The organism is Micromonospora okii (assembly GCF_020884795.1).
GTDB lineage: Bacteria > Actinomycetota > Actinomycetes > Mycobacteriales > Micromonosporaceae > Micromonospora > Micromonospora okii.
On record NZ_BBZF01000014.1, the window covers coordinates 442105 to 467460 of the forward strand.

Below are 25356 nucleotides of genomic sequence, written 5' to 3' on the forward strand. Positions count from 1 at the left end.
TATGCGGTCTGCTCCCCGCGCATGCGGGGGTGATCCCTGCTGCGCGAGCACGACCGCGTCCGGGAGGCGCTGCTCCCCGCGCATGCGGGGGTGATCCCACCGTGCGGCGGTGGGTGGACGCGTACCTGGCCTGCTCCCCGCGCATGCGGGGGTGATCCCCACCGGGGCGTCCGGGTGGGCCGTGTCCGGCTCTGCTCCCCGCGCATGCGGGGGTGATCCCACCAGCACGTCGGGTGCGTTGCCGCCGTACGACTGCTCCCCGCGCATGCGGGGGTGATCCGGTGTGGGTGGTGTCGGTTGCCTCGCCGGCCAGCTGCTCCCCGCGCATGCGGGGGTGATCCGCCCGCTGGATCGACTGCGGCAAGGTCGAGACCCTGCTCCCCGCGCATGCGGGGGTGATCCCCTGGGCTGGCTCGACCGGATGTGGATGGTCGTCTGCTCCCCGCGCATGCGGGGGGTGATCCGGCGGTGATCTTCGCGCCGGTCGCGGGGGCGTCCTGCTCCCCGCGCATGCGGGGGTGATCCGTCGACGCCGCGCATCGTGACGTCCGCGCCACCCTGCTCCCCGCGCATGCGGGGGTGATCCGTCGAACGTGGCGGGCTCTCCGAACGGGGGGTGCTGCTCCCCGCGCATGCGGGGGTGATCCCAGCCCCGCGACCACAGCGCCCATCGTGAGCGCCTGCTCCCCGCGCATGCGGGGGTGATCCAACGACGGTAGCCGGGGCCCCTTTGAATGACGCCTGCTCCCCGCGCATGCGGGGGTGATCCCCAGTAGCGGTGGACGATCTGCCCACCGGCCGGCTGCTCCCCGCGCATGCGGGGGTGATCCGCACATCCGGCTGACGGCCGGCGCCAATCAGCGCTGCTCCCCGCGCATGCGGGGGTGATCCGCTCGGCCGGCGGCGCGGGCACCTGGCGGCGAGCTGCTCCCCGCGCATGCGGGGGGTGATCCGGTGGGTGTGGTGGGGCTCGATGCCGCGATGAACTGCTCCCCGCGCATGCGGGGGTGATCCCTGTCTCCGGCGACGTCGCCTTCGCCCGCATGACTGCTCCCCGCGCATGCGGGGGTGATCCCTGTCTCCGGCGACGTCGCCTTCGCCCGCATGACTGCTCCCCGCGCATGCGGGGGTGATCCCCCGACGAGCGCGGAGGCGTACGACGCCAGCCACTGCTCCCCGCGCATGCGGGGGTGATCCCGCGTTCTTCGCCATGCCCGTCTTCAGCATCGTCTGCTCCCCGCGCATGCGGGGGTGATCCGAGCCTCGGAAGCGGCCTGCCGATCGCGGCCGTCGGCTCCCCGCGTATGCGGGGGTGATTCCGAACGCGGCGGTCCGGCGGGACTGTCCATGACGTACCCGGATCGGCCCTGACGGTCGAGCCGGACAGCCGCGCAGGCGACGGGCGGTGTTCCCCGTACGAAGAAGGTCCCCAGCATCAGCCGGGGACCTTCTTCCGCGTTTGTTGAGGGGGGAGTCAGCCCAGCGGGCCGGTCCTCTTCGCCAGGTCGACGAAGGACTGCCAGGTGCCGGGGGTGAAGCGGAGAGTGCCGCCGTCGCGGTCCTTGGTGTCGCGCACCAGCACCACGCCCGGCATGTTGTCCGCGACCTCGACGCAGGAACCGCCGTTGCCGCCGGACCTGGTCGACTTCCGCCACTGTGGGGTCATCGGCTCCATGACTTGGCCACCTCCTTGATCAGTTCGATGGACTGCCGGCGGGAAAGCGCCTCGTTCCGCACGATCTCCCACGTCTTCGCGAGCCTAGCAACGTCGGCGGGCGCATCGACGATCTGCGCGTTGAGCTGGTTGTCGGCATGGGCCACCCGCGCGCCGTCAGGCAGCTCGGCGATGATGAACTGACCGGCCAGCCCCAGGTACATCCCGGCGTCGACGGGCACGACGTGTACCTGGACGTGCTCCCGCATCGACTGCTCGGCGAGGTGGTCGAGCTGTTCCGCCATCAGCCCCGGCTGGTCGAGCACCGGCCGGCGGAGCACGCTCTCGTCCACGACGGCGATGAACTGCGGCGGGCGCTCGCGCTCCAGGATCTCCTGCCGGTTGAGCCTGGACGCGACGATCCGCTCGACCTCGTCGGCGGTGAACCGGCCGCCCGCGAGCGTCGCCCGCGCGTACCGCTCGGTTTGGAGCAGGCCCGGGAGGTACGACAGCTCGAACCACCGCAGCGTGGTCGCCTCCCGCTCGAACTCGATCCATTCGCGCAGCCAGACCGGCTCGGCGTCCAGCTTGGCCAGCTCGCGGAGCATCCGACCGAACCGGTCACCGAGCTTGTAGTGGTCGTCGACCGCCTTCATGTACTCCTTCGTCGGCGGGCGTCCCCCCGTCTCGACGGAGCTGACATGCGAGCCGGAGTAACCGATGGCCCGGCCGAACTCCTCCTGGCTGGTCCCGAGTGACGCTCGGAACAGGCGCAGTTCCCCGAGCACGTAGTTCGTGGCAGTGCCCATCCATCCCCCAGTTTCGGCTCGTCCTCATCGGCGTGTCCGGCACGGCCGCCCGGTCAGGCCGCTGACCTGCGCGGACCGAGCGAGCACGCATCGAGAGTAACGGCACTCTCACCAGACTGTCACCACGCGGACCCGCTTTCGGCCCGGAGGCGGAGGCGGGTTCTGCGCCGGGGGTCGCCCGGTCCTTTCAGGAACTGGCGACCCCCACCTACGCCGCGAGGAGGGAAAGAGAGTGGACCCTGAACAGGGGCAGGCGTCGAGAGTGAACCCGCTGGTCACCGCCGGCGACGTGCTCACCCTCCAACCTTGTGACTACTGCATCGGGCAGACGGTGCTGTCGTTGCAGGTCACCTACGTTCCCCGGTACGCGAACTTCCTGGCGTCGCGGTGGGTGCGGCTCGAAGGGCTGGAGCTGCGCCCCGACGGAACGCCGTGGCGCGAGCGCATCGTGATGGTCCGGGTGCAGGCGATCATCGACGACCCGCCGGCCCGTCCGGGGCCAGAGACGCGGGGTCGGTGATGGGGGCACACCCACCGAGGTACGCGGGCGGCCCGTGCTTCGTCTGCGGCGAGCCGTGGCCGTGCTTCGAGCGGCAGTTGTCGACTCTCGCCGAGTTCGCCGGTCGGGGGGAACTGCTCGTGGCGTACATGGGTGACTGGTACCGCCTGGGGGTCGAGGAGCGCCGACGGCGCGGCCTGCCGCCCGACCCGGGCATGGAGCTGCGGCACCTGGGGTGGCTCGACATGGTCCTGCCCGCGCAGGGCGAGCAGCGCAGCGGCGATGTCTGAGGCCGCGCCGCCCAGAAGGCCCGTGCCGGGCGACCTTCTGCACGTCACCCGTGCCGCCAGCGTGCAGTTCGTCCGGCCCGTCCTCTTCCGCGTCATCCGCGTCCACGACGACTGGCACACCTATCACGGCTGGCTCTGGCTCGACGGCTACCAGATGGGCGCCAACGGAGATGCCGTGAAACGTCGCTCGCTCTACGTCCGGCCGGCGGGGCTGCGATGGCTCAACTCCACCGCGAGGACATCGGCCCCACCCCGCCCGCCGGTCACGCGGACCACATAGCCGCCCACGGATGGACTCGTACCTGAAGGAGGCGGGACCCAACACGGCCGCGCCGCCGCGTCCCAGCTCGGGGAAACGCGGCGGCGCGGTGGTGCGGGTAGGTCAGGGAGTCCAGAGGCCGGTGGCGATCGTCTTGGTCAGGGTGGCCCTGTCGTCGTCACCGTCGAGCGACCAGGCCATCGCCCCGCCGAGACGCTCCTTGCGGATGTAGAGCGCCTTCTGCAGCACGGTGGCCGGGTCGTCGTAGGTCCAGAAGGTGGTGCCGTTGAAGAGCCAGGCGTGCCCGCTACGCAGGTCGCGGTACATCCGGTAGCCCTGCGCGGGCAGGTTCTTCAGGACCTTGTAGTCCTCGGTGCCGGGCCCAAAGGTGCCCTGCGCCGGGCCGGTGGCCGGCTTGTACAGGCCGTTGCCGCCGCCGGTGACGCCGGTCCAGCCCTGGCCGTAGTACGGGATGCCGAGCACCAGCTTGCTGCGCGGCGCGCCCCGGTCGATCCAGGCGTTGATGGCTCGATCGGCGGTGAAGTCCGGGTTGTCCGGGGCAGCGGCCGGCCGGCGCAGCGCGGACTGCTGGTTGGTCACCGACTCCCAGGTGCCGTGGAAGTCGTAGCCCTGGACGGTGGCGAAGTCGAAGTCCTTGAAGATCTTCTTGGCCTCGAAGCCGGCGTCCATCGCGGCCGGGTTGGCCGTCAGGTACGCGGTCAGCTCGTAGTGCTTGCGGGTGACCCGGCCGTAGCCGTCGAGCTGGCGGCGGAACTCGGCGACCAGCGCGGTGAAGTTCTGCTTGTCCTCCGGGCGGATGATGTTGTCGGAATCACCCGCCGAGCCGGGCCACTCCCAGTCCAGGTCGATGCCGTCGAAGACACCGGCGGCCGAGCCGGGCCCGCCGGCCCCGCCGGCCTTCGGCAGGTTGCCCTTGATGAACTGGTCCACACAGGAGGTGACGAAGGCCCGCCGGGACTCCGGCGTCAGGGCCGCGTCGGAGAAGTACGTCGACCAGCTCCAGCCGCCGAGCGAGAGGAGCACCCGCAGACCGGGGTGCTTCTTCTTGAGCTTGCGCAGCTGGTCGAAGTTGCCGTTCAGCGACTCGCCGGCCTTGTCGGCGACCCCGTCGACGCTCTCCTCGGCCGGCACCAGGCGCTGGTAGTCCGTCAAGGCGTCGCTCGATGCGCAGAGCCCTTCGGCTGTGACGTCGCCGAACGCGTAGTTGATGTGGGTCAGCTTCGCGGCGGCCCCGGAGGTGTCGAGCTTCTTGACCGTGTAGCCCCGGCCGTAGATGCCCCACTGGGTGAAGTAGCCGACCTGGTAGAAGCCGTCCCGCTGGGCCCTGGACGGCGATGCCTGGGCGGCGGCGATCGGGGTGCCGGCGGCGAGAACGGTCAGAGCGGTGGCAAAGGTGGCGAGGCGGCGGGGGAACGTTCCGCGCATGTGCCCTCCCGGGCGGTTGCTAAATAGTGAACAAACTTTCCTGATCAAGGAAGGTAGATGCCGCCCCCGCCGAGGTCAAGGCCCTGTCGTGAGGGCATCTCATGACTGGCCACGCTTTGGTCGACTCCATGATCGACTCCATGTCGGCGACAGAGCGGCATCCGTCGATCTTGGACACCGCCATGTCGCCGGCATGGAGTCGATCAACTGGCTGACTGGCGCGCAGGGCCCCGTCCCGTTACCAGGAAGGGGCCCTGCGGCACGTCGTCGGGTCAGCGGCCCCCGAGGTGGGCCAGGAGATCCTGTCGGGTCAGCACGCCCTTGGGCTTGCCGTCGACCAGCACCAGCGCCGCGTCCGACTTCTCCAGCAGCGCGACCGCCTCGCTCACCGGCTGCCCACCGCCGATCATCGGCAGCGGGTCGGAGGTGTGCCGCTCGATCGTGTCGTGCAGGTGCGCCTGGCCGGTGAACAGGGCGCCCAGCGCATGCGGGGGTGATCCCGCCGGCTGGATGACTTTCTCCCACGCGAACATCTGCTCCCCGCGCACGCGGGGGTGATCCGTAGACGGTGTCGTACTCGCCCCCGTCGGCGTCCTGCTCCCCGCGCACACGGGGGTGATCCCGACGACGACCACGGCGCGGCGCGGTCGCTGCTCCCCTCGAACCCAGGGGTGATCCGCCGACGCCGCCGGAATCCGGGCGGCCGAGACCACAAGCGACTGCTCCCCGCGTACGCGGCGGTGATCTCTGCGGGTGAACCGCGTGGATCGGCGGTCATGTCGTGGTGGAACGCGACTCAAGACGAGAGGCCGACGGCTCTGGCGAGGGCCGCCACGTCGGCCGGGAGTGCTCCGCCGCGCTCCAGGTCGGCGAGGACGGTACGCGCCGCCGGCCGTAGCCGGACCTCGGCAGGTGCGGCGCGGTCTGCCTGGACCAAGGCCCGTCCCGCCGCCAGCAGGTCGCCCACTTGGAGATAGGCCCGTGCGATGTCGAGCAGGTACGCGGCGCGGTGCTCGACCGGTAGCCGCCGCCACTGCCCGAAGCTGACGACCTCGGTATGTCCGGTGATCGCCTCGTGGATGTCGCCGAGGTCGGCGGCGGTGGTGACCCGCGCCAGCGCGACGGCGACCGGGCTGAAGCCCATTCGGTGCGGGTCGTTGGTGTCGTCCACCTGCGCGGCGATCTGGGCTGCCTGGTCGAGGAGTTCGCGTGCGCCGCCGGAGTCTGCGCAGGCTGCGGCGGCGTGGGCGGCTTCGAGCAGCAGTGCGCCGCGTAGCGGCATCATGTCGGGGGCGTCGTAGGGCGGCCGGTGCGTGGTGATGCGGTGTGCGGCGGGGAGGGTGGCGGCCAGGGCGAGTCGGGGACGGTCGAGGTCGCGTAGTGCTCGGGCGAGCGGCACGACGGCCGACGCGGACAGGGGCGGGTCACCGCTGGCTATGGCCATCGCCCGGTCGGCGGCCAGCCAGCCGAGGTCGGCCTCGCCGAGTTTGACCAGCACGGACGCGGTGATCCGGTATGCCTGTACCAGCAGGTCCGTCGCCTCGCCGTCCCCGCTGGCGGTGTGGGCCTGTTGGACGTCGCCGAGCAGGCCGGGCAGCGCCCGCAGCAGTCCGGGGTAGTCGGCATGGTCGTACGTCAGCCAGGCATGTCCGACCCGCCCGGCCAGTTCCCGCACGAGCGTCGAGGTCGGGGCATCGGGGTCGGCGGGGGTGGTGTCGTAGCAAGCGAGGGCTTGTGGTTAGTGATGACCTTGCCGACCTAGACTTTTGCTCGTGCCATACGAGCAGGCTGAGTACCGCCGCATTGCTGACGGCATCGCCGGGCAAATCAGGTCCGGCGAGCTGAAGGCACACGACAAGCTGCCCTCCACCGCCGAACTCGCCGAGAAGCACCATGTCTCGCTGGCCACGGTGAACCGGGCCTTCGGTCTGCTGCACGATCGCGGCCTGGTGTACGGCAAGCAGGGCAAGGGCGTCTTCGTAGCAGAGGCTAATTAGACTGCTGTGGATCGCGGGAGGAAACGCCACCAGGAGATGACCTTGCACCGCAAAGTGAAGGAAAACAAGGAAGTTGATCTTTAGCACCCCAGGTCAAGAAGTCTGCTCCCCGCGCACGCGGGGGTGATCCCGCGCCCTCGATCACCCGGCCGCGCACCGGACGCTGCTCCCCGCGCACGCGGGGGTGATCCCCGTGAACCCGACCGTAACCGCGAAGGCGTGGACCTGCTCCCCGCGCACGCGGGGGTGATCCACGGCAGGCGATTCCTTCGGGTCGCTCTTGTCGCTGCTCCCCGCGCACGCGGGGGTGATCCCTGGATCGCGGTCATGAGCCGGCCATCCGCGTACTGCTCCCCGCGCACGCGGGGGTGATCCCGCTCCATCCCCTACGGGGAGGTGCCCAAGTTCCTGCTCCCCGCGCACGCGGGGGTGATCCCAACCCCGACGGCGCCCAGTCGGAGCAGATTGACTGCTCCCCGCGCACGCGGGGGTGATCCGGCCGACGACTTCGCCCCAACGGTGGGCGCGTACTGCTCCCCGCGCACGCGGGGGTGATCCCTGCCGAACCGCCCTGACCGTCAACAGCACGGGCTGCTCCCCGCGCACGCGGGGGTGATCCCGCGGAGGAGGGAACGTTGTACTGGTCGAGCGGCTGCTCCCCGCGCACGCGGGGGTGATCCGATGCTCCGCGACATGGGCGCCCCGGAGTCGGGCTACTCCCCGCGCACGCGGGGGTGATCCGGTGGAGTGCGTGTAGAACCATCCGGCCTGGCCCTGCTCCCCGCGCACGCGGGGGTGATCCGCGAGTCCTGACCCATGGCCATTCTGGCCCACGCTGCTCCCCGCACACGCGGGGGTGATCCGGTCAGGATGCAGGGCCTTGTTTTGGAAGCACGACTGAGCATCGTCCTGGACCGGTTGGGGTAGCTGCGGCCAGCCAGCCAGATGGGCAGACGTCTCGATTCAATTCGATACACGCGAATAGGCCCATCTCGCTGTTGACCCGATCATGCTAGACGTGGGATATATCCCAGGGGTCGTCAAACGCCTTCAAGACCACCGACGTACGAGCGCGCCTTGGCGATCCCCTTGAACACCGTGAGCCATTGCAGACCGGTTCAGAATCCGATCACGACAGAAGGAGTACGTGATGAACCTCCGGTCCACTCGGCCCCACAAAACGAGGCGCGTGCTGACGGGCGCGGCACTGCTGGCGATGACCGTGGCCATGGTGCCCACGATCGCTTCGGCAGCGATTCCTCACTCCGCCACCGGCCAGATCAATGCCTGCTACACCATCAGTTCTGGTGCGATCCGCGTGATCGACACCGAGGCCGGCCAGACGTGCGACGCTACTGAGCGGCCGTTGGGTTGGCCGTCGGCGGGCACTGCGGCCACCCAGTACCAGACATCCGCACCGGTTCTCCTGGTGCTGGGCGGCGGCGGTGTCACCACCGTCCTCCCGGGACCGGTCCTGCCGGCCGGCCACTACGACGTCACCCTGGGAACCATGCTCATCAACCCCACTGCACAGTCGGACGTCGTGAGATGCGGCCTTTACAACGGAGCCGGCGGATTGCTGAGGGGTGACGCCGTTTCGATGCCCACCAGCTCCTACGAAAGCACCAGCATCTCTGTGCTGGTCACCCTGACCACTCCGGATCGAATCAACGCGCAGTGCCTGCACGACATCAATACGCCATCCAACGGAGCCCGCCTCCAGGTCTACTACGCCAACATCGTGGCGCGGAAAATAGCACAGCGCTTCTAGGCCCTGTTTCATGAGCCCTGGTCGGAGCCATTCGTTGATCGTGGCGCTGCGCATGGTGACGTGGTAGCAAACGGCGATTTTGTCGTACCGGATGGGCCAGGGCTTGGTTGCGTACGCCTTGGCGGCCAGGACCCGGTCCGGTCGCGGGCGCGGCCGGCCCGCACCCGACTGAGGAACCCGGCCACTCGGTGCCCGGAGAGGGCTTCCTCGTCAGCGCGCAGGGCCCCGTCCCGTTACCGGGACGGGGCCCTGCGGCACGTCGTCGGGTCAGCGGGCTCCGAGGTGGGCCAGGAGGTCCTGTCGGGTCAGTACGCCCTTCGGCTTGCCGTCGACCAGCACCAGCGCCGCGTCCGACTTCTCCAGCAGCGCGACCGCCTCGCTCACCGGCTGGCCGCCGCCGATCATCGGCAGCGGGTCGGAGGTGTGTCGCTCGATCGTGTCGTGCAGGTGCGCCTGGCCGGTGAACAGGGCGTCGAGAAGGTCCTTTTCGGCGACCGAGCCGGCCACCTCGCCCGTGACCACGGGCGGCTCGGCCTTGAGCACCGGGAGCTGGGAGACGCCGTACTCGCGCATGTAGTCGATGGCGTCGCGGACCGTCTCGGTGGGGTGCACGTGCACCAGCTCGGGCAGCCCGCCCGGCTTGCCGGCCAGCGCGTCGGCCACGGTCGGCTCGCTGCCGGAGTTGTCGAGGAAGCCGTACCGGGCCATCCACGAGTCGTTGAAGATCTTGGACAGGTAGCCCTTGCCGCTGTCGGGCAGCAGCACCACGATCACGTCGTCCGGGTCGGCCGCGCGGGCCACCTCCAAGGCGGCGACCACGGCCATCCCGCAGGAGCCGCCGACCAGCAGCCCCTCCTCGCGGGCCAGCCGCCGGGTCATCTCGAACGACGCCTTGTCGGAGACCTCCACGATCTGGTCGGCGATGCCCCGGTCGTACGTCTCGGGCCAGAAGTCCTCGCCGACGCCCTCGACCAGGTACGGCCGCCCGGTGCCCCCGGAGTAGACCGAGCCCTCCGGGTCCGCGCCGACGATCTTGACCCGCCCCTCGGACGCCTCCTTGAGGTACCGCCCGATGCCGGAGATCGTGCCGCCGGTGCCCACCCCGGTCACGAAGTGGGTGAGCTGCCCGCCGGTCTGCTTCCACAGCTCCGGGCCGGTGGTCTCGTAGTGCGAGCGCGGGTTGGCCGGGTTGCTGTACTGGTCGGGCTTCCACGCGCCGGGGATCTCCCGGGCCAGCCGGTCCGAGACGTTGTAGTAGGAGCGCGGGTCCTCCGGCGCGACGGCGGTCGGGCAGACGACCACCTCGGCACCGTACGCCCGCAGCACGTCCTGCTTGTCCTGGCTGACCTTGTCGGGGCAGACGAACACGCACCGGTAGCCCTTGAGCTGGGCCACCAGGGCCAGCCCGACGCCGGTGTTGCCGCTGGTCGGCTCGACGATGGTGCCGCCCGGGCGCAGGATGCCGGCCGCCTCCGCGTCCTCGACCATGCGCATCGCGATGCGGTCCTTCACCGAACCGCCCGGGTTGAGGTACTCCACCTTCGCCAGCACGGTCGCCTGGATGCCCTCGGTGACGTTGCGCAGCCGCACCAGCGGGGTGTTGCCGATCAGCTCGACGACGTTGTCGTAGTACTGCACCTCGTTGTGCCCTTCGTTGCGGCGCTCCGGCGACGGCGGCCGGGCATGGGATTCTCAGGGTACGTGCCCTCAGGGCACCACATGGCCCGGGATGACGGAGCTGCGCCGCGCCTCCCACTCCAGGAACCGCTCGGTCTCGGAGAGCACCGCGCCGGCCAGCCAGGTCACCATCACCGCGTCGTCGGCCAGGCCGAAGATCGCCAGCGGGATCTCCGGGAGCAGGTCGATCGGGGAGACGATGTACGCCGTCGCGGCGGTCATCAGGGCCAGCCGGAGGCCGCCGTCGTACTCGCCCCGGCTGGTGGCCCGGATCATCCGGGGCAGCGCCGCCAGCCGGGCGCCCAGCGCCGGGCCGCCCCTCGCCCCGGCGGTCAGTGCCCGGGCCAGCGCCCCGAACGCCGCGCCCCGCTTCAGTGTCTTCCCCATCTCCACGCCCCTCTCCGAGCCCACAGCTTGCGGTGTCCACGCAAGTGGTACCCGAAACGGTCGGGTCCCAGCCGTCCGGCGGCCGGCTCGACGACAGCGAAGCGTCGTGACGGCGCGATAATGTCGGGGTATGGGGAGTGCTGGTCCGGTCGTGCCGTTCGTTCCGCACGGGCAGCTCGGCCCGCGCTGGCAGCGCGCCAGGCGGGCCGCCCTCGTCGCGGCGATCGGCACGGGCGCCACCGCCGCCGCGGCCGTGGCGACCACCGGCGTCCTGATCGGCCAAGCCAGGCAGGCCCGGCGCACCATCCCGACGGCCGAGGCGCCCCCGCCCCGCTGCGACGGCGTCTACGGCCCGAAGTTCCCCGGCCCGCCGCTGACCGTGGTCGTCCTCGGCGACTCGGTCGCCGCCGGTTACGGCGTGCACCGCCGCCGGGAGACGCCGGGCGCGCTGCTGGCCACCGGGCTGTCCCGGCGGCTGCGCCGGCCGGTGCGGCTGCACCGGTTCGCCGTGGTGGGCACGATCTCCCCCGGGCTGAGGCCGCAGGTGGAGGCCGCGCTGGAGGTCGAACCGGACGTCGCGGTGATCCTGGTCGGCGGCAACGACATCACCAACCGCACCCCGCCGGGGCTGGCCGTGCGCCACCTGGTCGACGCGGTCCGCGCGCTGCGCGGGGCCGGCTGCGAGGTCGTGGTCGGCACCTGCCCCGACCTCGGCACGATCCAGCCGATCCACCCGCCGCTGCGCTGGCTGGCCCGGCGGTGGAGCCGGCAGCTCGCCGCCGCGCAGACGGTTGCCGTGGTCGAGGCGGGCGGCCGGACGGTCTCCCTCGGCGACATGCTCGGCCCCCGGTTCGCCGCCGACCCGCTCCGGATGTTCGCCTGGGACCGCTTCCACCCCTCGGCTGAGGGGTACGCGATGGCCGCCGCCGCGCTGCTGCCGACGGTGCTCTCCGCGCTCGGCGGCGGCCAGGAACGTGGCTCTGGCCTCACCGCCGCCGAAGGCGTACGGTCGCTGCCGGAGGCCGCGCAGGAGGCGGCCCGGCACGCCGGCACGGAGGTGAGTGCCGCCCAGGTCCGGGGGCGCGACCGCGGCCCGGCCGGGCGGTGGGCGCAACTGCGCAGGCGGGGCTTCTTCGGCGTCGGCGCGGTGCCGCAACCCGGCCCGGCCGCCGACTCACCCACCCTGGAGGGACGGCCATGAGCGAGCGCAGCGGGAGGCAGGGCGAGGGCACGCAGGTCGCCGTCCGGCTGGGCCGGGCCGCCGCCCTGTCCCTGATCGCCGGGACGATCGGCGGTGCGGCCGTCCTCGTCGGGGAGGCATTCGTCGCCCGCCACCGCCCGTACGCCCAGCCGGAGCTGGGGCTGGCCCTGCGGGCCACGATCGGGCGGGTCGGCGCGCCGCCGCTGCGGCTGGTCCTGCTCGGCGACTCCTCCTCCCTCGGGGTGGGGGTGGGCCGGCTCGGCGACACCGTCGGCGGCCAGCTCGCCAACCTGCTCGCCGAGGGGCCGGCGGGCCGCCAGGTGCACCTGTCCAGCGTGGGGGTCTCCGGCTCCCGCTCCACCGACCTGGCGACCCAGGTGGCCCGGGCCCTGCTCGGCCCGCGCCCCGACGTGGCGGTGGTGCTGATCGGCGCGAACGACGCCACCGCGCTGCGCCGGCCGGCGGAGGCGGCGGCCTACCTGGGCGCGGCGGTGCGCCGGCTGCGCGAGGCCGACGTGGAGGTCGTCGTCGGCACCTGCCCCGACCTCGGCGCGGCGCGGGCGCTCGCGCCGCCGCTGCGACAGGTGGTCGGCTGGTCCGGCCGGCGGATCGCGCGGGCGCAGACCGCCGCCTCGCTCGACGCCGGGGCCACCGTGGTCGACCTGTGCGCCGAGACCGGGCCGGTGTTCCGGGCCGACGCCGGCACGCTCTGCCACGACGGCTTCCACCCCTCCGCCGACGGGTACCGGGTCTGGGCGCACGCGCTGCTGCCCGCCGTCGCCGCCGCCGCGAACGTGACCTCTCCCCACTGAGGCCCGCCGGGAGACGACATCTCCCGTGTCAGCGAGGTGGGGGCATCCCCGGGCCACGGATGCCGCCATGTCGCCGACACGGAGCGATCAGCCGTCGCCGACATGGAGGCGATCGACCGGGCCGCCGGTGGGGCTCCTTCCGCCCCAAGTTACCGGCGAGTTAACGTTGGTTCATGTCGACTGAGCCGTCCCGCGACGCCGTCATCGTCGCCACCGCCCGCTCCCCCATCGGCCGGGCACACAAGGGTTCCCTGCGCAACGTGCGCCCCGACGACCTGGCCGCCACCATCGTCCGGGCCGCCCTGGAGAAGGTTCCCCAGCTCGACCCCACCGAGATCGACGACCTCTACCTCGGCTGCGGCCTGCCCGGCGGCGAGCAGGGCTTCAACATGGCGCGGGTGGTCGCCACCCTGCTCGGCCTGGACGGCCTGCCCGGCGCCACCCTGACCCGCTACTGCGCCTCCTCCTTGCAGACCACCCGGATGGCGATGCACGCGATCCGGGCCGGCGAGGGCGACGTGTTCGTCTCCGCCGGGGTGGAGACCGTCTCCCGGTACGCGCGCGGCAACTCCGACGCGCTGCCGCCGCAGGCGCAGGAGCTGGTCGGCGGCGGCTGGGAGAACCCGCGCTTCGCCGCCGCGCGGGAGCGCTCGCAGCGCCGCGCCCAGGGCGGCGCGGAGACGTGGACCGACCCGCGTGAGGCCGGCGAGCTGCCCGACATCTACCTGACCATGGGGCAGACCGCCGAGAACCTGGCCCAGGCGTACGACGTGAGCCGCGCCGACATGGACGCCTTCGGCGTGCGCAGCCAGAACCTCGCCGAGAAGGCGATCGCCGACGGCTTCTGGGCCCGGGAGATCACCCCGGTCACCACGCCGGACGGCACCGTGGTCAGCGCCGACGACGGCCCGCGCCCCGGGGTGACCCTGGAGGGCGTGGCCGGGCTCAAGCCGGTGTTCCGCCCGGACGGCCGGATCACCGCCGGCAACTGCTGCCCGCTCAACGACGGCGCGGCGGCCGTGGTGATCATGAGCGCCCAGCGCGCCCGGGACCTCGGCCTCACCCCGCTGGCCCGGATCGTCTCCACCGGCGTGACCGCCCTCTCCCCCGAGATCATGGGCCTCGGCCCCGTCGAGGCGTCGAAGCAGGCGCTCACGCGGGCCGGGATGACCATCGACGACGTCGACCTCGTCGAGATCAACGAGGCGTTCGCCGCCCAGGTCATCCCCTCCTACCGGCAGCTCGGCATCCCCGAGGAGAAGCTGAACGTGATGGGCGGGGCGATCGCCGTCGGCCACCCGTTCGGCATGACCGGCGCCCGGATCACCGGCACGCTGCTCAACGCCCTGGAGTGGCACGACAAGAGCATCGGCCTGGAGACCATGTGCGTCGGCGGCGGCCAGGGCATGGCCATGGTCCTCGAACGCCTGAGCTGAGCCGCCGCGCCACCGGCCCGGCCGCGCCGGGGCCGGCGGCCCGGCCCCCGGTTCGGGCCGCCCGTCAGAGCGCCCTGCGGGTCGCCGTCACCTCGGCGGCGGCCCGCTCCAGGGCCCCGGCGGGCGGGTCGGCGGCCAGCAGGTCGGCGGCGACCACCCGGAGCTGGTCGGGCAGGGCGAGGTCGTTGTCGAGGCGGGGCACCGACCGACGGGTCAGCCCCTCGGCGTCGGCCCCCAGGTTCGCGATCTCCTGCACTAGCCGGTGCACCAGGTCGGCCCGGGACACGTTGCCGCCCTCGGCGGTCGCCGCCCAGCGCGGCGGCTGCCAGTGCCCGACCTGACGGACCAGCAGTTCCACCGTACGGCCCAGTTCCGCTGCGCTCACCGCGCCGAGTCTAGGAGACACCCGCCCGGTCAGCGGCGCAGGTAGCTGAGCAGGCGCAGGAGCTGCCAGTAGAGGAAGATCAGGCCGGCTACCAGCCCGAATGCGCAGTACCACGCGTACCGGCGGGGCAGGCCCGCCCGGACGGACCGCTCGATCAGGTCGAAGTCGAGGACGAAGCTGAACGCGCCGGCCAGGATCGCCACCACCGAGAAGACGTACGGCAGCCAGCCGACCCCGGCGGTGAGGCTGTAGACCTCCAGGCCCTGCCGGCCGGTGAGCAGGTAGGCGACCAGGTTCACCACGCTGATCGCGAGGATCCCCAGGAGCGTGCCCGCCACCAGCCGGGCCAGCCGGGGGGTGGCCCGCACCACCCGCGCCCGGTACAGCAGCGCCATGCCGATGAAGACACCGGCCGTGCCCGCCACGGCCTGCACCACGATCCCCGGGTAGACCAGCTCGAACGCCCGGCTCGCCACCCCGAGCAGCAGCCCCTGGAGCACCGCGTACCCGGCGATCAGGGCCGGGTTGGTGCTGCCGCGCAGCGAGATGACCAGCGCCAGGGCGAGCACGGCCAGCGCCGAGCCGGCCAGCGCGGCGGAGTTCCAGACCGCCTGCGGGACCACGAACCAGGCCACCGCCGCCGTGGCGAGGGTGAGCAGGAGCAACCCGACGGTACGCGCCACCACGTCGTCGACGGTCATCGCGTCGGCGTCGCCCACCCCGAGCACCTGGCGTTCCCGCCGGCGGGTGTCGTCCAGCCGGGTCAGCACCGGGTTGGCACTGCGCACCGTCACCCCCTCCGCCGACGTACCCCTCGCAGTCACTCTCCCCCGGCCTGGTCGGCGGCGGCGGACAAACGCCGGCCCCGGTCGGCGGCGGGCCGAGGCCGACGGGCCTGGGCGGGCGGCGGGCCTGGGCGGTGGCGGCCCTGGGCGGTGGCGGGCCTGGCAGGCGGGCCTGGCGGGCGGCGGGCGGGGCCTAAACGACGGCGCCCGCCGCCGCGTCGATCGCGGGGCGGGCGCCGTCGGCGACGGGCGTCAGTCGTCGCCCTGGAAGTAGCTCAGCAGGCGCAGGATCTCGATGTAGAGCCAGACCAGGCTGACCAGGATGCCGAACGCGGCCGTCCAGGAGTAGCGCTGGGGCAGCCCCATCCGGACGCCCTCCTCGATCTCCGCGAAGCTCAGCACGAAGCTCAGCGACGCGACCACGATGCAGACCAGGCTGAAGCTGATCGCCAGGGGGCTGCCGTCGCGCAGGCCCGTGTTGACGCCGAAGAGCGCCAGCACCAGGTTGATCAGCATCACCGCGAAGAGGCCGGCCATGATCGCGACCATGCCCCGGACGAACTTCGGGGTGGCCCGGATGACCCGCGCCTTGTAGAGCATGGCCATCAGGAAGAACACGCCGAAGCTCGCCACCACGGCCTGGAGCACGATGCCGTCGTAGAGCGAGTTGAACGTCTTGCTGACCATGCCGACGAAGACGCCCTCGACGACGGCGTACGCGACGACCAGCGCCGGGTTCGCCATCCGGGAGAACGAGATGATCAGGCCGAGCACCAGGCCGACCACCGCCGCGCCGATCCAGGCGACGCCGAGCAGGGCGTCCGGGACCAGCACCCAGGCGGCGGCGGCGGACACGCCGAGGATGCCGAGCAGCGTGACGGTCTTGACCACCACGTCGTCGATCGACATCGGCGTGACGCTGGGCGGAGCGGCCGGGTAGCCGGTCGCGCCCGGGTACTGCTGTGGGTAGCCGGGCTGCCCGTAGGGCCCGGGCGGGGCGTACCCGGTGGCCCGTTCCCGCTCGGCCGCCTGGCCGAGCCGGGAGAGCACCGGGTTCGAAGTCTTCACTGTCTGGCCTCCCTCAGGGGGTCGTCGCACAGGTACGTGCCCTTCCAGGGTACGGCCCGGGGACGAATCCCCGGTGATCGTCAAGCTGAAGGGAAGCTGAGAGTGTGCCGCTCCGGCCCGCCCGACGGCGCTGCCGTGGGCTCGTCGCCGGCCTGTCCTCGCGTGCCCGGGGCGGGGGTCGAACCCGCACGCCTTGCGGCAGCCGCTTTTAAGGCGGCCGTGTCTGCCGTTCCACCACCCGGGCGGGCGGACGCGCGTCGCCGCGCGCCCGTGCAGTTGTCACCGTAGCGGTTTCGCGACAGTAGGGCGTACCCCGCCGGCGCTCCCGGCACTAGGGTCAGTGCGTGAGCAGCGCAGCCCCCCCGGCCCCCGACGCCGCCCCCGACACAGCTTCCGACGAAGCCCTCGACGCCGCCCCCGACGAAGCCCTCGGCTCCGACGACCCGCCCGCGTCCGGTTCCCGGTGGGCCCGGCTCCAGCGCGCCGCCGCCCGGTACGAGGACGACCTCCCCGTCGCGCTGCTCTTCCTGGCCCTCGCGGTCTGGATCACCCGGGGTCTCTGGCCGGACCCGGCCGGCCGGGTGCTGGCGCTCAACCCGGCGGACCAGGCCCTCTACGAATGGTTCCTGGCCGTCGACGCGCGGGCCCTGCTCGGCGACTTCAGCCTGCTCACCGACCGGCTCAACGCCCCCGAGGGGGTGAACATGATGGCCAACACCACGGTCATCGCACTCGGCGTGCTGTTCGCCCCGGTCACCCTGCTGCTCGGCGCGCCGGTCACCTTCGCCCTGCTCGCCGGGCTCAACCTGGCCGGCACCGCAATCGCGTGGCACCTGCTCTTCGTCCGCGTCCTGGGCGCCCACCGGTTGGCCGCCGCGCTCGGGGCCGGGCTGTGCGGCTTCGGGCCGGGGATGATCTCGCAGACCAACAGCCACCTGCACATGACCGCCCAGTGGCTGGTGCCGGTGATCATCTGGCTGGTGGTCCGGCTGCTGCGCGCGGCCGACCCCCTCGCCCGCGCGGCCGACCCCCTGGCCGGCGCGGGCGACCCCCTGGCCCGCGCGGGCGATTCGGGCCGCGCCGGGACCGGCCGGGACCGGCGGCGGGTGCTCACCTCCGCCCTCGGCCTCGCCGCCGTGGTCAGCGTCCAGGTCTTCGTCGGCGAGGAGGTGCTCTTCCTCAGCGCGCTGACGCTGCTGGTGATGGCCGTCGCGTACGCCGGGGCCGATCTGGGACTGCTGCGCCGGGCCCTGCCGGGCTTCGCCGGGGGGATGCTGCTCGCCGCCGGGCTCGCGGCGCTCGTGCTGGCGTACCCGCTGTGGTTCCAGTTCGCCGGGCCGATGGGCGTGGCGGACGGGATGTTCAGCCCGTACTACTTCTCGGCCGACCTCGCCAGTTGGTGGGCGGTCTCCCCGCTGTCGCTGTTCGGCGGCGACGAGGCGGCCCGGCTCAGCACCGGGCCGGCGGAGTACAACACGTTCTTCGGCTGGCCGCTGCTCGTGGTCGCCGTCGGCTGCGCGGTCTGGCTGGGCCGCCGCCCGCTGGCCGTCGCCTGTGCGGTGGGGGCGCTGGCGATGGGGGCGCTCTCGCTCGGCCCCGAGCTGATCGTCAATGGTGAGCGGACCACCGTGTCCGGCCCGTACGCCCTGCTCGACGGCGTGCCCGTGGTCGACGGCGCGCTGCCGATGCGGTTCGCTCTGGCGGTGCTGCCGCTCGTCGCGACGCTGCTCGTGCTCGCCGTCGACCGGGCGCTGCGCCACACCGGGCCGGCCCGCTGGCTGGTCCCGGCGGCGGTGGGGCTCGCGCTGCTGCCGATCCTGCCCGCGCCGCTGCCCACCGCCCCCCGTCCGGCGCTGCCGGAGTTCATCGCGGGCGGCCACTGGCGGCAGTGCGTCCGGCCCGGCGGGGTGCTGGTGCCGGTGCCGCTGCCCACGCCCCAGGAGCCGTGGCCGATGCGCTGGGCCGCCGCCGCCGACGCGGCCTTCGGCCTGCCGGAGGGCTTCTTCATCGGCCCGTACGGCCAGGACGGGACCGCCGCCATGGGCACCTGGAAACGGCCCACGTCCGCCCTGCTCACCGAGGTGGCGACGCGCGGCGGCCGGCCGGTGGTGGGGGACCAGGAGCGGTGGCAGGCGACGCAGGACGCCGAGAGCTGGGGCGCGTCCTGCTTCGTGGTGGCCGACAACACGCCGTACGTCGACGACCTGCGGGCCGTCCTGGACCAGCTCTACGGCCCGTCCGAGCGGATCGCCGACGCCTGGGTCTGGCGTCGGCCCGCCTGAGCCGGCCGCCGCGCCCCGGCGGACGCCCTGTTAGGAAGGGGCCCTTCCTCTACCGAAACGGTTAGGAAGGGGCCCTTCCTTACCGGGAGGCCTCCACGAACTCCTCGCGCGGGTCGTGGAGCTGGCCGAGGGCGACCACCTCGCGCTTGAGGACGAACGCCAGCGTCCAGTCGACCACGACCCGGACCTTGCGGTTGAACGACGGGATGCGCGACATGTGGTACGTCCGGTGCATGAACCACGCCGGCCAGCCGGTCATCTTGATGCCGTACACCTGGGCGACGCCCTTGTGCAGGCCGAGGCTGGCGACGCTGCCCGAGTGCTTGTGCTTGTAGGCGACCGGCTCCCGCCCGCGGATCACGTTGGCGATGTTGTCGGCCATCCGGGCGGCCTGGCGCACCGCGTGCTGGGCGCTCGGCGAGCAGTAGTTGCCCGGCTCCTTCGTCAGGTCCGGAACCGCCGCGCAGTCCCCCGCGCTCCACGCGCCCTCGACCACCCGGTCGCCGTCGACGACCTGGAGCGTCGGCAGGCAGGTGACCCGGCGGCGCTCGTCGCGCGGGAAGTCCGTGGCGTCCAGCATCGGCGACGGCTTCACGCCGGCCGTCCAGACGATGGTGTCGGAGCGGAAGCTGTCGCCGTCGGAGAGCGTGACCACGCCGTCCACGCAGGACTCCAGCCGGGTGTCCAGCCGGACGTCCATGTTCCGCTTCAGCAACTGCTGCACCGTGTAGGCGCCCATGTCCCGATCGACCTCGGGAAGCACCCGCTGGGTGGCCTCGACCAGCACCCAGCGCATGTCCTCCGGCTTCAGCTCCGGGTAGTACCGCAGCGCGTCCCGGGCCATGTCCTCCATCTCGGCGAGCGCCTCGATGCCGGCGTAGCCGCCGCCGACGAAGGTGAAGGTCAGTGCGCTGCGCCGGACCACCGGGTCGGCCGTGGCGGCCGCCACGTCGAGCCGGTCCAGCACGTGGTTGCGCAGGTAGATGGCCTCGCCGATGGTCTTGAACCCGATGCCCTGCTCGTGCAGGCCGGGGATCGGCAGCGTGCGGGACACCGAGCCGGGGGCCACCACGACGTGGTCGTAGGGGATCTCCCGGGCCGGGCCGCTGATCGGCTGCACCGTGGCCACCTTGCGGTCGTGCTCGATCCGCGTGACCGTGCCCGCCACCACCTTGCACCGCCGCAACTCCCGCCGCAGCGGCACCACGGAGTGCCGGGGGGAGATGTTGCCGGCCGCCGCCTCCGGGAGGAACGGCTGGTACGTCATGTGGGGCTGCGGGTCGACGACGACGACCTCGGCCTCACGCGAGGAGAGCTTCTTCGACAGGCGCAGGGCGGCGTAGAGACCGACGTGCCCGGCACCGACGACAAGGATCCGCTTCGGATTCACGTCTCCCATCTTTCCCCGGGCGGCTCGGCTAATCCCGTCCGAGACCCCCTTCTGTGACCGAGCACAAGCGCTGTGAGCTGCACAACGTGACCCTTGTCCCGCTATCTGCGACGGAACAACCAGCCCAGCAGCGCGCTGAGCGCGACCGCGACGAGCAGCCCCGCGATCGTCGCGGCGAGGAAACCGCGGTCCCCACCGACGGTGGCCACCAGCATCAGCAGCACCCCCAGCACCGCCGAGGCGAGCAGCACCGCGCCGGCCCGGGTGAGCCAGCGCACGACCAGCTCCGGGTCGACCACCGCGTCGTACGGCAGCAGCGCCGCCAGCGCGGCCAGCGAGTGGGCCAGGTAGAGCGCCGCCGCCACGGCGAGCAGCCGCCACAGCGCGATCGGCCGGTCGTACCCCTCGGTGGCGAGCAGCCAGCCGCCCACCGTGACCAGGGCCGCGAAGGTGGACCACACCCGGCCCGGTCCCAGCGACGGCAGCAGCGCCACCACCGCGAGGGCGGCCAGGGGCCGCCCGGTGAGCACCTGCGCCGGGTACGCCAGCAGCAGCCCCGCCAGCACCGTGACGAAGACCCCACCGCGCACCAGCAGCGGCACCGCGCTGACCCGGTGCACCGCCGAGCGTGCGGCGCGGGCGCGTTCGGTCACCGCCTCGACCGGGTTCACCGGTTCCGCCCTCCCGTCGCCGTTTCCGTCACCGTTTGCCCGCCCGTCACCGCGTGCCCGCCGCTCACCGCGTGCCCGCCCGTCACCGCGCGCCCGACGCTCATCGCGTGCCCGCCCTCGGGGCGGTGGCGAGGCGGGCCACGTCGCGCAGCACCTGGTCCAGGCTGCCCGCGCCCGCCCAGCGGACCACGGGCACGCCGTGCTCGCGGAGCTGCCCGATCATCGTGTCCCGGTCCAGCCGCCACAGCCGGAAGGCCACCTCGGCCCAGCCCTGCCGGCCGGGCGGCGGGAGGTCGGCCGGGAGCGTGTCCACGGCCACCACGAACCGCCCGGACCGGGCCATCCGGGCCAACATCTGGGCGGACCGCTCGTCCAGCAGCGGCGTGAGCACCACCACGAGCGCGTCCGAGGAGAGCAGGTGCGGGCCGAAGACCTGGTCGTACGGCTCGTGCGTGGACGCCTCGGCGCGCACGTCGAGCAGCCACTCCAGCAGCGTCAGGTACTGCCGCCGGCCGGTGGCGGGGCGCAGCCGGCGGGCCGCCGGCCCGTACTCCAGCAGCGACACCCGGTCGCCCCGGTGCAGGTAGTGCTCGCCGATCGCGGCGGCGGCCCGGACGGTGGTGTCCAGCACCGACGCGGCCCCGCCGACGCCGCCGGAGTGGCCCGCCTCGGCGAGCACGTCGAGCAGGACCACCACCTCGGCGTCCCGGTCGGAGAGGGTCGCCGCGACGTGCAGTTGCCGGGCCCGCAGCGACACCCGCCAGTCGATGCGGCGCAGCCGGTCGCCGGGGCCGAAGACCCGCACGCCGGCCAGCTCGCCGCCCTCGCCCGGCCGGCGGGAGTGGTGCGCGCCGACCAGGCCGGCCGCCCGGGGCATCGCCTCCACCGCCTCGAACGGCTCCGTCCTCGGGTAGACCCGCACCCGGAGCGGCTCGGCGTACGCGGCCCGGGAGACCAGCAGGCCGCCGGCGGCGGCCACCCGCGCGCCCGCCGGGCCGACCGGGTGCCGGCCCCAGCGCCGGGCCTTCCCGGCCAGCTCCAGGTCGACGGCGGTGCCGGCGTCGACCACGGTCACGAACGGCCGGTCCACCCCGCTGCCCGACAGGTCCACCCGGGCCCCGCCGATGTTGGCCCGCTCCACCGGCAGCCAGGGCGAGACGCGGGTGCGCACCACCGCCACGTCGTAGCCGACCGTGTCCGGGTTGCCGACCGTGACCGTGCCCGTGAACTCGCCGCCCTCGACGAGGTGCCCGTCGTCGGCGGCGACCCAGAGCTGCGGACCGGCGGTCGGCCGGCGGCGCAGCGCGTACGCGGTGCCCAGCGCGAACGGGACGGCCAGGACGACCAGGTCGACCCGGCCGAGCAGCACCCCGGCGATCAGCAGCACGCCGGTGAGCAGCACCGCCCGGCCGAGCGCCCGGGTGGGCGCCCAGCCCGTCGCGGGCCCCTGCCCCTCGGAGGTGGGCACGGCCGTCAGTGCCCCGGTCGACCGGCGGCGTGGCTCGGCAGGGCGCCGCTGGCCGGGGCCGGCGTCTGGTCGAGCACCTCACCGACCACGAAGGACGGGTCGACCCGCCGCAGCCACATCTCGGGGCGCAGCGTGATCCGGTGCGCCAGGGCGGGCGCGGCCACGTCCTTGACGTCCTCCGGCACCACGTACTCCCGGCCGGCGAGGACCGCGCGGGCGCGGGCCAGCAGCAGCAGCGCCAGCGAGCCGCGCGGCGACGCACCGACCAGCACCGACGGGTGCTCCCGGGTGGCCGCCGTGAGCGCCACGATGTACCGGCCGACGGAGTCCTCCACCACCACGTCCTCCAGCGCCGCCTGCATCCCCCGCAGGGTGGCGGCGTCGACGACCGGCTTGATCTCGGCCTCCTCGCGGCGGCGGCCGATCCGCCGGCGCAGCACCTCCCACTCCTCGTCGTGGTCGGGGTAGCCGAACGACACCCGCAGCAGGAAGCGGTCGAGCTGCGCCTCCGGCAGCGGGTACGTCCCCTCGTACTCGATCGGGTTGGCGGTGGCCAGGACGTGGAACGGCTCGTCCAGCCGGTACGTGACGCCCTCCACCGAGACCTGCTTCTCCTGCATCGCCTCCAGCAGCGCCGACTGGGTCTTCGGCGGCGTCCGGTTGATCTCGTCGGCGAGCAGCAGGTTGGTGAAGAGCGGGCCGGCGCGGAACGAGAAGTCGCCGCTGCGCTGGTCGTACAGGAAGGAGCCGGTCACGTCGGCGGGCAGCAGGTCGGGGGTGAACTGGAGCCGGCGGAAGTCCAGCCCGAGGGCCTGGGCGAAGGAGCGGGCGGTCAGCGTCTTGCCCAGCCCGGGCAGGTCCTCCAGCAGCACGTGGCCGCCGGCCAGGATGCCGGCGAGGACCAGCTCCAGGGCGTCCCGCTTGCCGACCACGACCGAGCCGACCGCGTCCAGCACCGCCCGGGCCAGGCGGCCGACCTCGGCGGCGGGCACGGTCGGGTCCACGTCCTTCATCAGATCTTCTCCAGTTCGGCGACGATCGCCGCGAGGTCGCGCGGCGACGGGGTGCGGCGGGGTGGGGTGTCGAGGAAGGTCCAGAGCCGGTCCCCCAGCAGCGCCCGGGCGCGGGCCGGCTCGGTCTCGCGGGTCACGCCGTGCCGCTGGCGCAGGCGCTCGTCGGCCAGCTCGCCGAGGCGGGGCAGGATGCGTTCGGCGAACCGCTCCGGGTTGCCTCCCGACCAGTCCAGCGGCCGTTCCCAGCCGTTGATCGCGGCGCGCAGCGCGTCCCGGGCGCCCCAGTGGTACTGGCCGTCCTCCTCGCCCGTGGGCGTCCGGGCCCCGGCCCGGGGCGGGGGCGGCGGGGAGAGCGCGGCGGTGACCCGGCGGACGGCGAGCAGGGCGAGCGCCCCGGCGACGACCACCCACACCGAGACCTGGAGCCCGACTGCGCGCAGCCCGGCGAGCACCACCGCCGCCAGCGCGCCGGCGACCGCGAGGGTCTTCAGCAGGGCCTTGACCCGCCCGCCCCGGCGGGCCCCCTCCCGCGCGGCGGGCTCCTCGTCGAAGGCGAGCAGGTCCTCGATGCTGCTGCTCACGCCGACGCCTCCCCCGACGGTGCGCCGGCGGCCACGGCGGTCAGCTCGCCGCGCAGCCGGCGCAGGGCGGCACGGGCCTGGTCGCGGGTGCGCTCGTCGACGGGCCGGGTGGCGTACCGGGCCTCCCGGTAGACGTGGGCGAACTCGGCCAGCACGTCGGCGCTCACGATCGCGGGGACGCCCGCCTCGGCGTCGCCCCGCAGCAGGCGGGTGACCAGGTCGGTCGGGGTGTCGCCGACCTTCCGGGCCACCCCGGCCGCGGCGGCGGCCTCCTCGAGGCGCACCCAGCAGGCGATGACGGCGGTGCGCGGGTCGACGTCGGCGTCGTCCAGCTCGACCAGGCCGGCGTCCAGGGCCGCGACCACCTCGCGGGCGGTGCCCTCGGCGGTGCGCCGGGCCCGGTCCACCGGCAGCGCCCGGGTCGTGCGGCGGGCCGCGCCCCGCAGCAGCGTCCAGCCCACGTAGCCGAGCGCGACGGCGACGGCGAGGCCGAGCAGGACCAGCGCGGCGGTGCCGAGCCAGTCGGGGAACTGCCACCGGGTGGCCTCCCCGGCGTCGCGCGGCTCGACCGGGATGGACGGCGGAGCGTCCGGCGGATACTCCGGCGCGTACGGAATGTTCTTGGCGGCCGGCGGGATACGGCTGGCACCGATCGAGGAGTGGCCAGCGGCCAACGCGGCGACGGCGAGCAGGGCGGTCACCGCGCCGACGGGCCACCACCTGCGCAGCACGCCGAGGTCCATCGCCACCGCCCCACGCGTCAGTCCACTCCGGCCAACTGCTTCGCCCGGGCGAACACGTCGTCCAGCATCCCCGGGGTCAACCGCCCGGTGAACGTGTTCTGCTGGCTGACGTGGTAACACCCCAGCAGCGCCGGTGCGGTCGTGCCGGACCAGTGTGCCCCATGGCCGAACGCCGGTCGCGGGCTGGGCGGCCGGACGCCGTACACCTCGCGCAGCGTCGGCCACCACGCCGCCCAGGCGAACGCGCCCAGGGCGACCACGACGCGCAGCGTGGGCCGGATCAGCGCCACCTCGCGGTGCAGCCACGGCGCGCAGGTGTCCCGCTCGGCCGGGGTGGGCTTGTTGTCCGGCGGCGCGCAGCGCACGGCGGCGAAGATCCGGGTGTCGCGCAGGGCGAGCCCGTCGTCGGCGGCCACGCTGGTCGGCTGGTTGGCCAGGCCGGCGCGGTGCAGCGCGGCGAAGAGCACGTCGCCGGAGCGGTCGCCGGTGAAGATGCGCCCGGTGCGGTTGCCGCCGTGCGCGGCGGGGGCCAGCCCGAGGATGCCGATGCGCGCGTCGGAGGTGCCGAGGCCGGGCACCGGCCGCCCCCAGTACTCCTGGTCGCGGAAGGCCGCCCGCTTCGTCCGGGCCACCTCCTCCCGCCAGGCGACCAGGCGGGGGCAGGCGAAGCAGTCGCTGACCGCGCCGTCGAGGTCGGCCAGGTCGGTCGCCCGCGCGGCGCGGGCGACCACC

The 25356-nt window shown here is 73.4% G+C and carries 25 protein-coding genes, 1 tRNA gene, 1 pseudogene and 2 CRISPR repeat arrays (1 of these 29 only partly in view); of the genes and pseudogenes, 9 read left to right on the forward strand and 18 right to left on the reverse strand.

From position 1 onward, the window contains the following. A CRISPR array of direct repeats spans positions 1 to 1319; the repeat unit is 28 nt; unit sequence CTGCTCCCCGCGCATGCGGGGGTGATCC (it extends 663 nt beyond the left edge of the window). A 155-nt stretch (positions 1320 to 1474) separates the two neighbouring features. Further along, positions 1475 to 1666, reverse strand: a complete 192-nt coding sequence (locus LPU43_RS08580) for a DUF397 domain-containing protein (RefSeq protein ID WP_229399889.1) — start codon at positions 1664 to 1666, stop codon at positions 1475 to 1477. Then, positions 1663 to 2463, reverse strand: coding sequence for a helix-turn-helix domain-containing protein (locus LPU43_RS08585; RefSeq protein WP_229399716.1), 801 nt, complete (start codon positions 2461 to 2463; stop codon positions 1663 to 1665). The genes LPU43_RS08580 and LPU43_RS08585 overlap by 4 nt, the downstream gene beginning before the upstream one ends. 232 nt (positions 2464 to 2695) lie before the next feature. Here LPU43_RS08585 and LPU43_RS08590 point away from each other — a divergent pair, with 232 nt between their 5' ends. Genes LPU43_RS08590 through LPU43_RS08600 form a run of 3 tightly spaced genes read left to right on the forward strand, consistent with a single transcriptional unit; the run spans position 2696 to position 3532 of the window. Continuing rightward, positions 2696 to 2983: a hypothetical protein gene (locus LPU43_RS08590; protein WP_229399717.1), complete on the forward strand. Its 288-nt coding sequence runs from the start codon at positions 2696 to 2698 to the stop codon at positions 2981 to 2983. Further along, positions 2983 to 3252: a hypothetical protein gene (locus tag LPU43_RS08595; protein WP_229399718.1), complete on the forward strand. Its 270-nt coding sequence runs from the start codon at positions 2983 to 2985 to the stop codon at positions 3250 to 3252. Before LPU43_RS08590 ends, LPU43_RS08595 begins: the two co-directional genes overlap by 1 nt. Then, positions 3245 to 3532, forward strand: a complete 288-nt coding sequence (locus tag LPU43_RS08600) for a hypothetical protein (protein WP_229399719.1) — start codon at positions 3245 to 3247, stop codon at positions 3530 to 3532. Before LPU43_RS08595 ends, LPU43_RS08600 begins: the two co-directional genes overlap by 8 nt. 102 nt (positions 3533 to 3634) lie before the next feature. On the opposite strand, the gene LPU43_RS08605 is transcribed toward LPU43_RS08600, so the two are convergent. The 3 genes and pseudogenes from LPU43_RS08605 to LPU43_RS08615 form a co-directional block, all read right to left on the reverse strand. Beyond that, positions 3635 to 4957, reverse strand: a complete 1323-nt coding sequence (locus LPU43_RS08605) for a glycoside hydrolase family 18 protein (RefSeq protein ID WP_229399720.1) — start codon at positions 4955 to 4957, stop codon at positions 3635 to 3637. 272 nt (positions 4958 to 5229) lie between these two features. Beyond that, positions 5230 to 5439, reverse strand: a pseudogene (locus LPU43_RS08610) (CBS domain-containing protein); the annotation flags it as partial. A gap of 314 nt (positions 5440 to 5753) precedes the next feature. Then, a complete protein-coding gene (locus LPU43_RS08615; RefSeq protein WP_229399721.1) occupies positions 5754 to 6632 on the reverse strand; it encodes an XRE family transcriptional regulator in 879 nt (292 codons plus the stop codon). A gap of 97 nt (positions 6633 to 6729) precedes the next feature. Here LPU43_RS08615 and LPU43_RS08620 point away from each other — a divergent pair, with 97 nt between their 5' ends. Together LPU43_RS08620 and LPU43_RS08625 are read left to right on the forward strand one after the other, a co-directional pair. Next, positions 6730 to 6954, forward strand: a complete 225-nt coding sequence (locus LPU43_RS08620; RefSeq protein WP_229399722.1) for a GntR family transcriptional regulator — start codon at positions 6730 to 6732, stop codon at positions 6952 to 6954. A 102-nt stretch (positions 6955 to 7056) separates the two neighbouring features. Continuing rightward, positions 7057 to 7818: direct repeats of the CRISPR family, unit length 29 nt; unit sequence CTGCTCCCCGCGCACGCGGGGGTGATCCC. A gap of 325 nt (positions 7819 to 8143) precedes the next feature. Then, on the forward strand, positions 8144 to 8725 hold the full coding sequence (locus LPU43_RS08625) for a hypothetical protein (RefSeq protein ID WP_229399723.1): 582 nt from the start codon (positions 8144 to 8146) through the stop codon (positions 8723 to 8725). Between the two features lie 267 nt (positions 8726 to 8992). Here the strand turns inward: LPU43_RS08625 and LPU43_RS08630 are convergent, their stop codons facing one another. Then, positions 8993 to 10363: a cystathionine beta-synthase gene (locus tag LPU43_RS08630; RefSeq protein ID WP_229399724.1), complete on the reverse strand. Its 1371-nt coding sequence runs from the start codon at positions 10361 to 10363 to the stop codon at positions 8993 to 8995. A gap of 69 nt (positions 10364 to 10432) precedes the next feature. Then, positions 10433 to 10789 carry a YkvA family protein gene (locus LPU43_RS08635; RefSeq protein WP_229399725.1) on the reverse strand — a complete coding sequence of 119 codons (357 nt, stop codon included), beginning with the start codon at positions 10787 to 10789 and terminating at the stop codon, positions 10433 to 10435. 130 nt (positions 10790 to 10919) lie between these two features. Between LPU43_RS08635 and LPU43_RS08640 the strand changes: the two genes are divergently transcribed. The 3 genes from LPU43_RS08640 (at position 10920) to LPU43_RS08650 (ending at position 14238) form a co-directional block, all read left to right on the forward strand. Next, positions 10920 to 11990 carry an SGNH/GDSL hydrolase family protein gene (locus tag LPU43_RS08640; protein WP_373321672.1) on the forward strand — a complete coding sequence of 357 codons (1071 nt, stop codon included), beginning with the start codon at positions 10920 to 10922 and terminating at the stop codon, positions 11988 to 11990. After that, positions 11987 to 12802: an SGNH/GDSL hydrolase family protein gene (locus LPU43_RS08645; protein WP_229399890.1), complete on the forward strand. Its 816-nt coding sequence runs from the start codon at positions 11987 to 11989 to the stop codon at positions 12800 to 12802. The genes LPU43_RS08640 and LPU43_RS08645 overlap by 4 nt, the downstream gene beginning before the upstream one ends. 173 nt (positions 12803 to 12975) lie before the next feature. Further along, entirely contained in the window at positions 12976 to 14238 is a 1263-nt protein-coding gene (locus LPU43_RS08650; protein WP_229399726.1) for an acetyl-CoA C-acetyltransferase, read from the forward strand. A gap of 64 nt (positions 14239 to 14302) precedes the next feature. On the opposite strand, the gene LPU43_RS08655 is transcribed toward LPU43_RS08650, so the two are convergent. The 4 genes from LPU43_RS08655 to LPU43_RS08670 form a co-directional block, all read right to left on the reverse strand. Next, positions 14303 to 14623: a hypothetical protein gene (locus LPU43_RS08655; RefSeq protein WP_229399727.1), complete on the reverse strand. Its 321-nt coding sequence runs from the start codon at positions 14621 to 14623 to the stop codon at positions 14303 to 14305. Positions 14624 to 14652: 29 nt separating this feature from the next. Then, on the reverse strand, positions 14653 to 15411 hold the full coding sequence (locus tag LPU43_RS08660) for a Bax inhibitor-1/YccA family protein (RefSeq protein ID WP_229399728.1): 759 nt from the start codon (positions 15409 to 15411) through the stop codon (positions 14653 to 14655). Positions 15412 to 15660: 249 nt separating this feature from the next. Beyond that, complete coding sequence (locus LPU43_RS08665; RefSeq protein WP_229399729.1) at positions 15661 to 16476, reverse strand: Bax inhibitor-1/YccA family protein; 816 nt, start codon at positions 16474 to 16476, stop codon at positions 15661 to 15663. Positions 16477 to 16639: 163 nt separating this feature from the next. Then, positions 16640 to 16720 (reverse strand) — tRNA-Leu (locus tag LPU43_RS08670). A 100-nt stretch (positions 16721 to 16820) separates the two neighbouring features. Between LPU43_RS08670 and LPU43_RS08680 the strand changes: the two genes are divergently transcribed. Further along, positions 16821 to 18758, forward strand: coding sequence for a hypothetical protein (locus LPU43_RS08680; protein ID WP_305073733.1), 1938 nt, complete (start codon positions 16821 to 16823; stop codon positions 18756 to 18758). A 79-nt stretch (positions 18759 to 18837) separates the two neighbouring features. Here LPU43_RS08680 and LPU43_RS08685 read toward each other — a convergent pair whose 3' ends face one another. From LPU43_RS08685 to LPU43_RS08715, 7 genes are all read right to left on the reverse strand, one after another. Further along, on the reverse strand, positions 18838 to 20148 hold the full coding sequence (locus tag LPU43_RS08685; RefSeq protein ID WP_229399730.1) for an NAD(P)/FAD-dependent oxidoreductase: 1311 nt from the start codon (positions 20146 to 20148) through the stop codon (positions 18838 to 18840). 101 nt (positions 20149 to 20249) lie between these two features. Next, complete coding sequence (locus tag LPU43_RS08690) at positions 20250 to 20819, reverse strand: hypothetical protein (RefSeq protein WP_229399731.1); 570 nt, start codon at positions 20817 to 20819, stop codon at positions 20250 to 20252. A 100-nt stretch (positions 20820 to 20919) separates the two neighbouring features. After that, positions 20920 to 22296 (reverse strand): DUF58 domain-containing protein, encoded by a 1377-nt coding sequence (locus LPU43_RS08695; RefSeq protein WP_229399892.1) that lies wholly within the window; start codon positions 22294 to 22296, stop codon positions 20920 to 20922. Further along, entirely contained in the window at positions 22293 to 23300 is a 1008-nt protein-coding gene (locus tag LPU43_RS08700; protein WP_229399732.1) for an AAA family ATPase, read from the reverse strand. Before LPU43_RS08700 ends, LPU43_RS08695 begins: the two co-directional genes overlap by 4 nt. Further along, positions 23300 to 23881: a hypothetical protein gene (locus LPU43_RS08705; protein WP_229399733.1), complete on the reverse strand. Its 582-nt coding sequence runs from the start codon at positions 23879 to 23881 to the stop codon at positions 23300 to 23302. The genes LPU43_RS08700 and LPU43_RS08705 overlap by 1 nt, the downstream gene beginning before the upstream one ends. Next, a complete protein-coding gene (locus LPU43_RS08710; protein WP_229399734.1) occupies positions 23878 to 24624 on the reverse strand; it encodes a DUF4129 domain-containing protein in 747 nt (248 codons plus the stop codon). Before LPU43_RS08710 ends, LPU43_RS08705 begins: the two co-directional genes overlap by 4 nt. A 17-nt stretch (positions 24625 to 24641) precedes the next feature. Then, positions 24642 to 25355 (reverse strand): uracil-DNA glycosylase, encoded by a 714-nt coding sequence (locus LPU43_RS08715; protein ID WP_229399893.1) that lies wholly within the window; start codon positions 25353 to 25355, stop codon positions 24642 to 24644. Position 25356 lies beyond the last annotated feature (1 nt).

What these genes read in the sequence shown, in the direction of transcription:
- LPU43_RS08580 (WP_229399889.1), bottom strand. Translation starts at nt 1,666, where the DNA reads ATGACCCCACAGTGGCGGAAGTCGACCAGGTCCGGCGGCAACGGCGGT.
- LPU43_RS08635 (WP_229399725.1), bottom strand. Translation starts at nt 10,789, where the DNA reads ATGGGGAAGACACTGAAGCGGGGCGCGGCGTTCGGGGCGCTGGCCCGG.
- LPU43_RS08650 (WP_229399726.1), top strand. Translation starts at nt 12,976, where the DNA reads ATGTCGACTGAGCCGTCCCGCGACGCCGTCATCGTCGCCACCGCCCGC.
- LPU43_RS08585 (WP_229399716.1), bottom strand. Translation starts at nt 2,463, where the DNA reads ATGGGCACTGCCACGAACTACGTGCTCGGGGAACTGCGCCTGTTCCGA.
- LPU43_RS08595 (WP_229399718.1), top strand. Translation starts at nt 2,983, where the DNA reads ATGGGGGCACACCCACCGAGGTACGCGGGCGGCCCGTGCTTCGTCTGC.
- LPU43_RS08600 (WP_229399719.1), top strand. Translation starts at nt 3,245, where the DNA reads ATGTCTGAGGCCGCGCCGCCCAGAAGGCCCGTGCCGGGCGACCTTCTG.
- LPU43_RS08710 (WP_229399734.1), bottom strand. Translation starts at nt 24,624, where the DNA reads ATGGACCTCGGCGTGCTGCGCAGGTGGTGGCCCGTCGGCGCGGTGACC.
- LPU43_RS08605 (WP_229399720.1), bottom strand. Translation starts at nt 4,957, where the DNA reads ATGCGCGGAACGTTCCCCCGCCGCCTCGCCACCTTTGCCACCGCTCTG.
- LPU43_RS08640 (WP_373321672.1), top strand. Translation starts at nt 10,920, where the DNA reads ATGGGGAGTGCTGGTCCGGTCGTGCCGTTCGTTCCGCACGGGCAGCTC.
- LPU43_RS08645 (WP_229399890.1), top strand. Translation starts at nt 11,987, where the DNA reads ATGAGCGAGCGCAGCGGGAGGCAGGGCGAGGGCACGCAGGTCGCCGTC.
- LPU43_RS08700 (WP_229399732.1), bottom strand. Translation starts at nt 23,300, where the DNA reads ATGAAGGACGTGGACCCGACCGTGCCCGCCGCCGAGGTCGGCCGCCTG.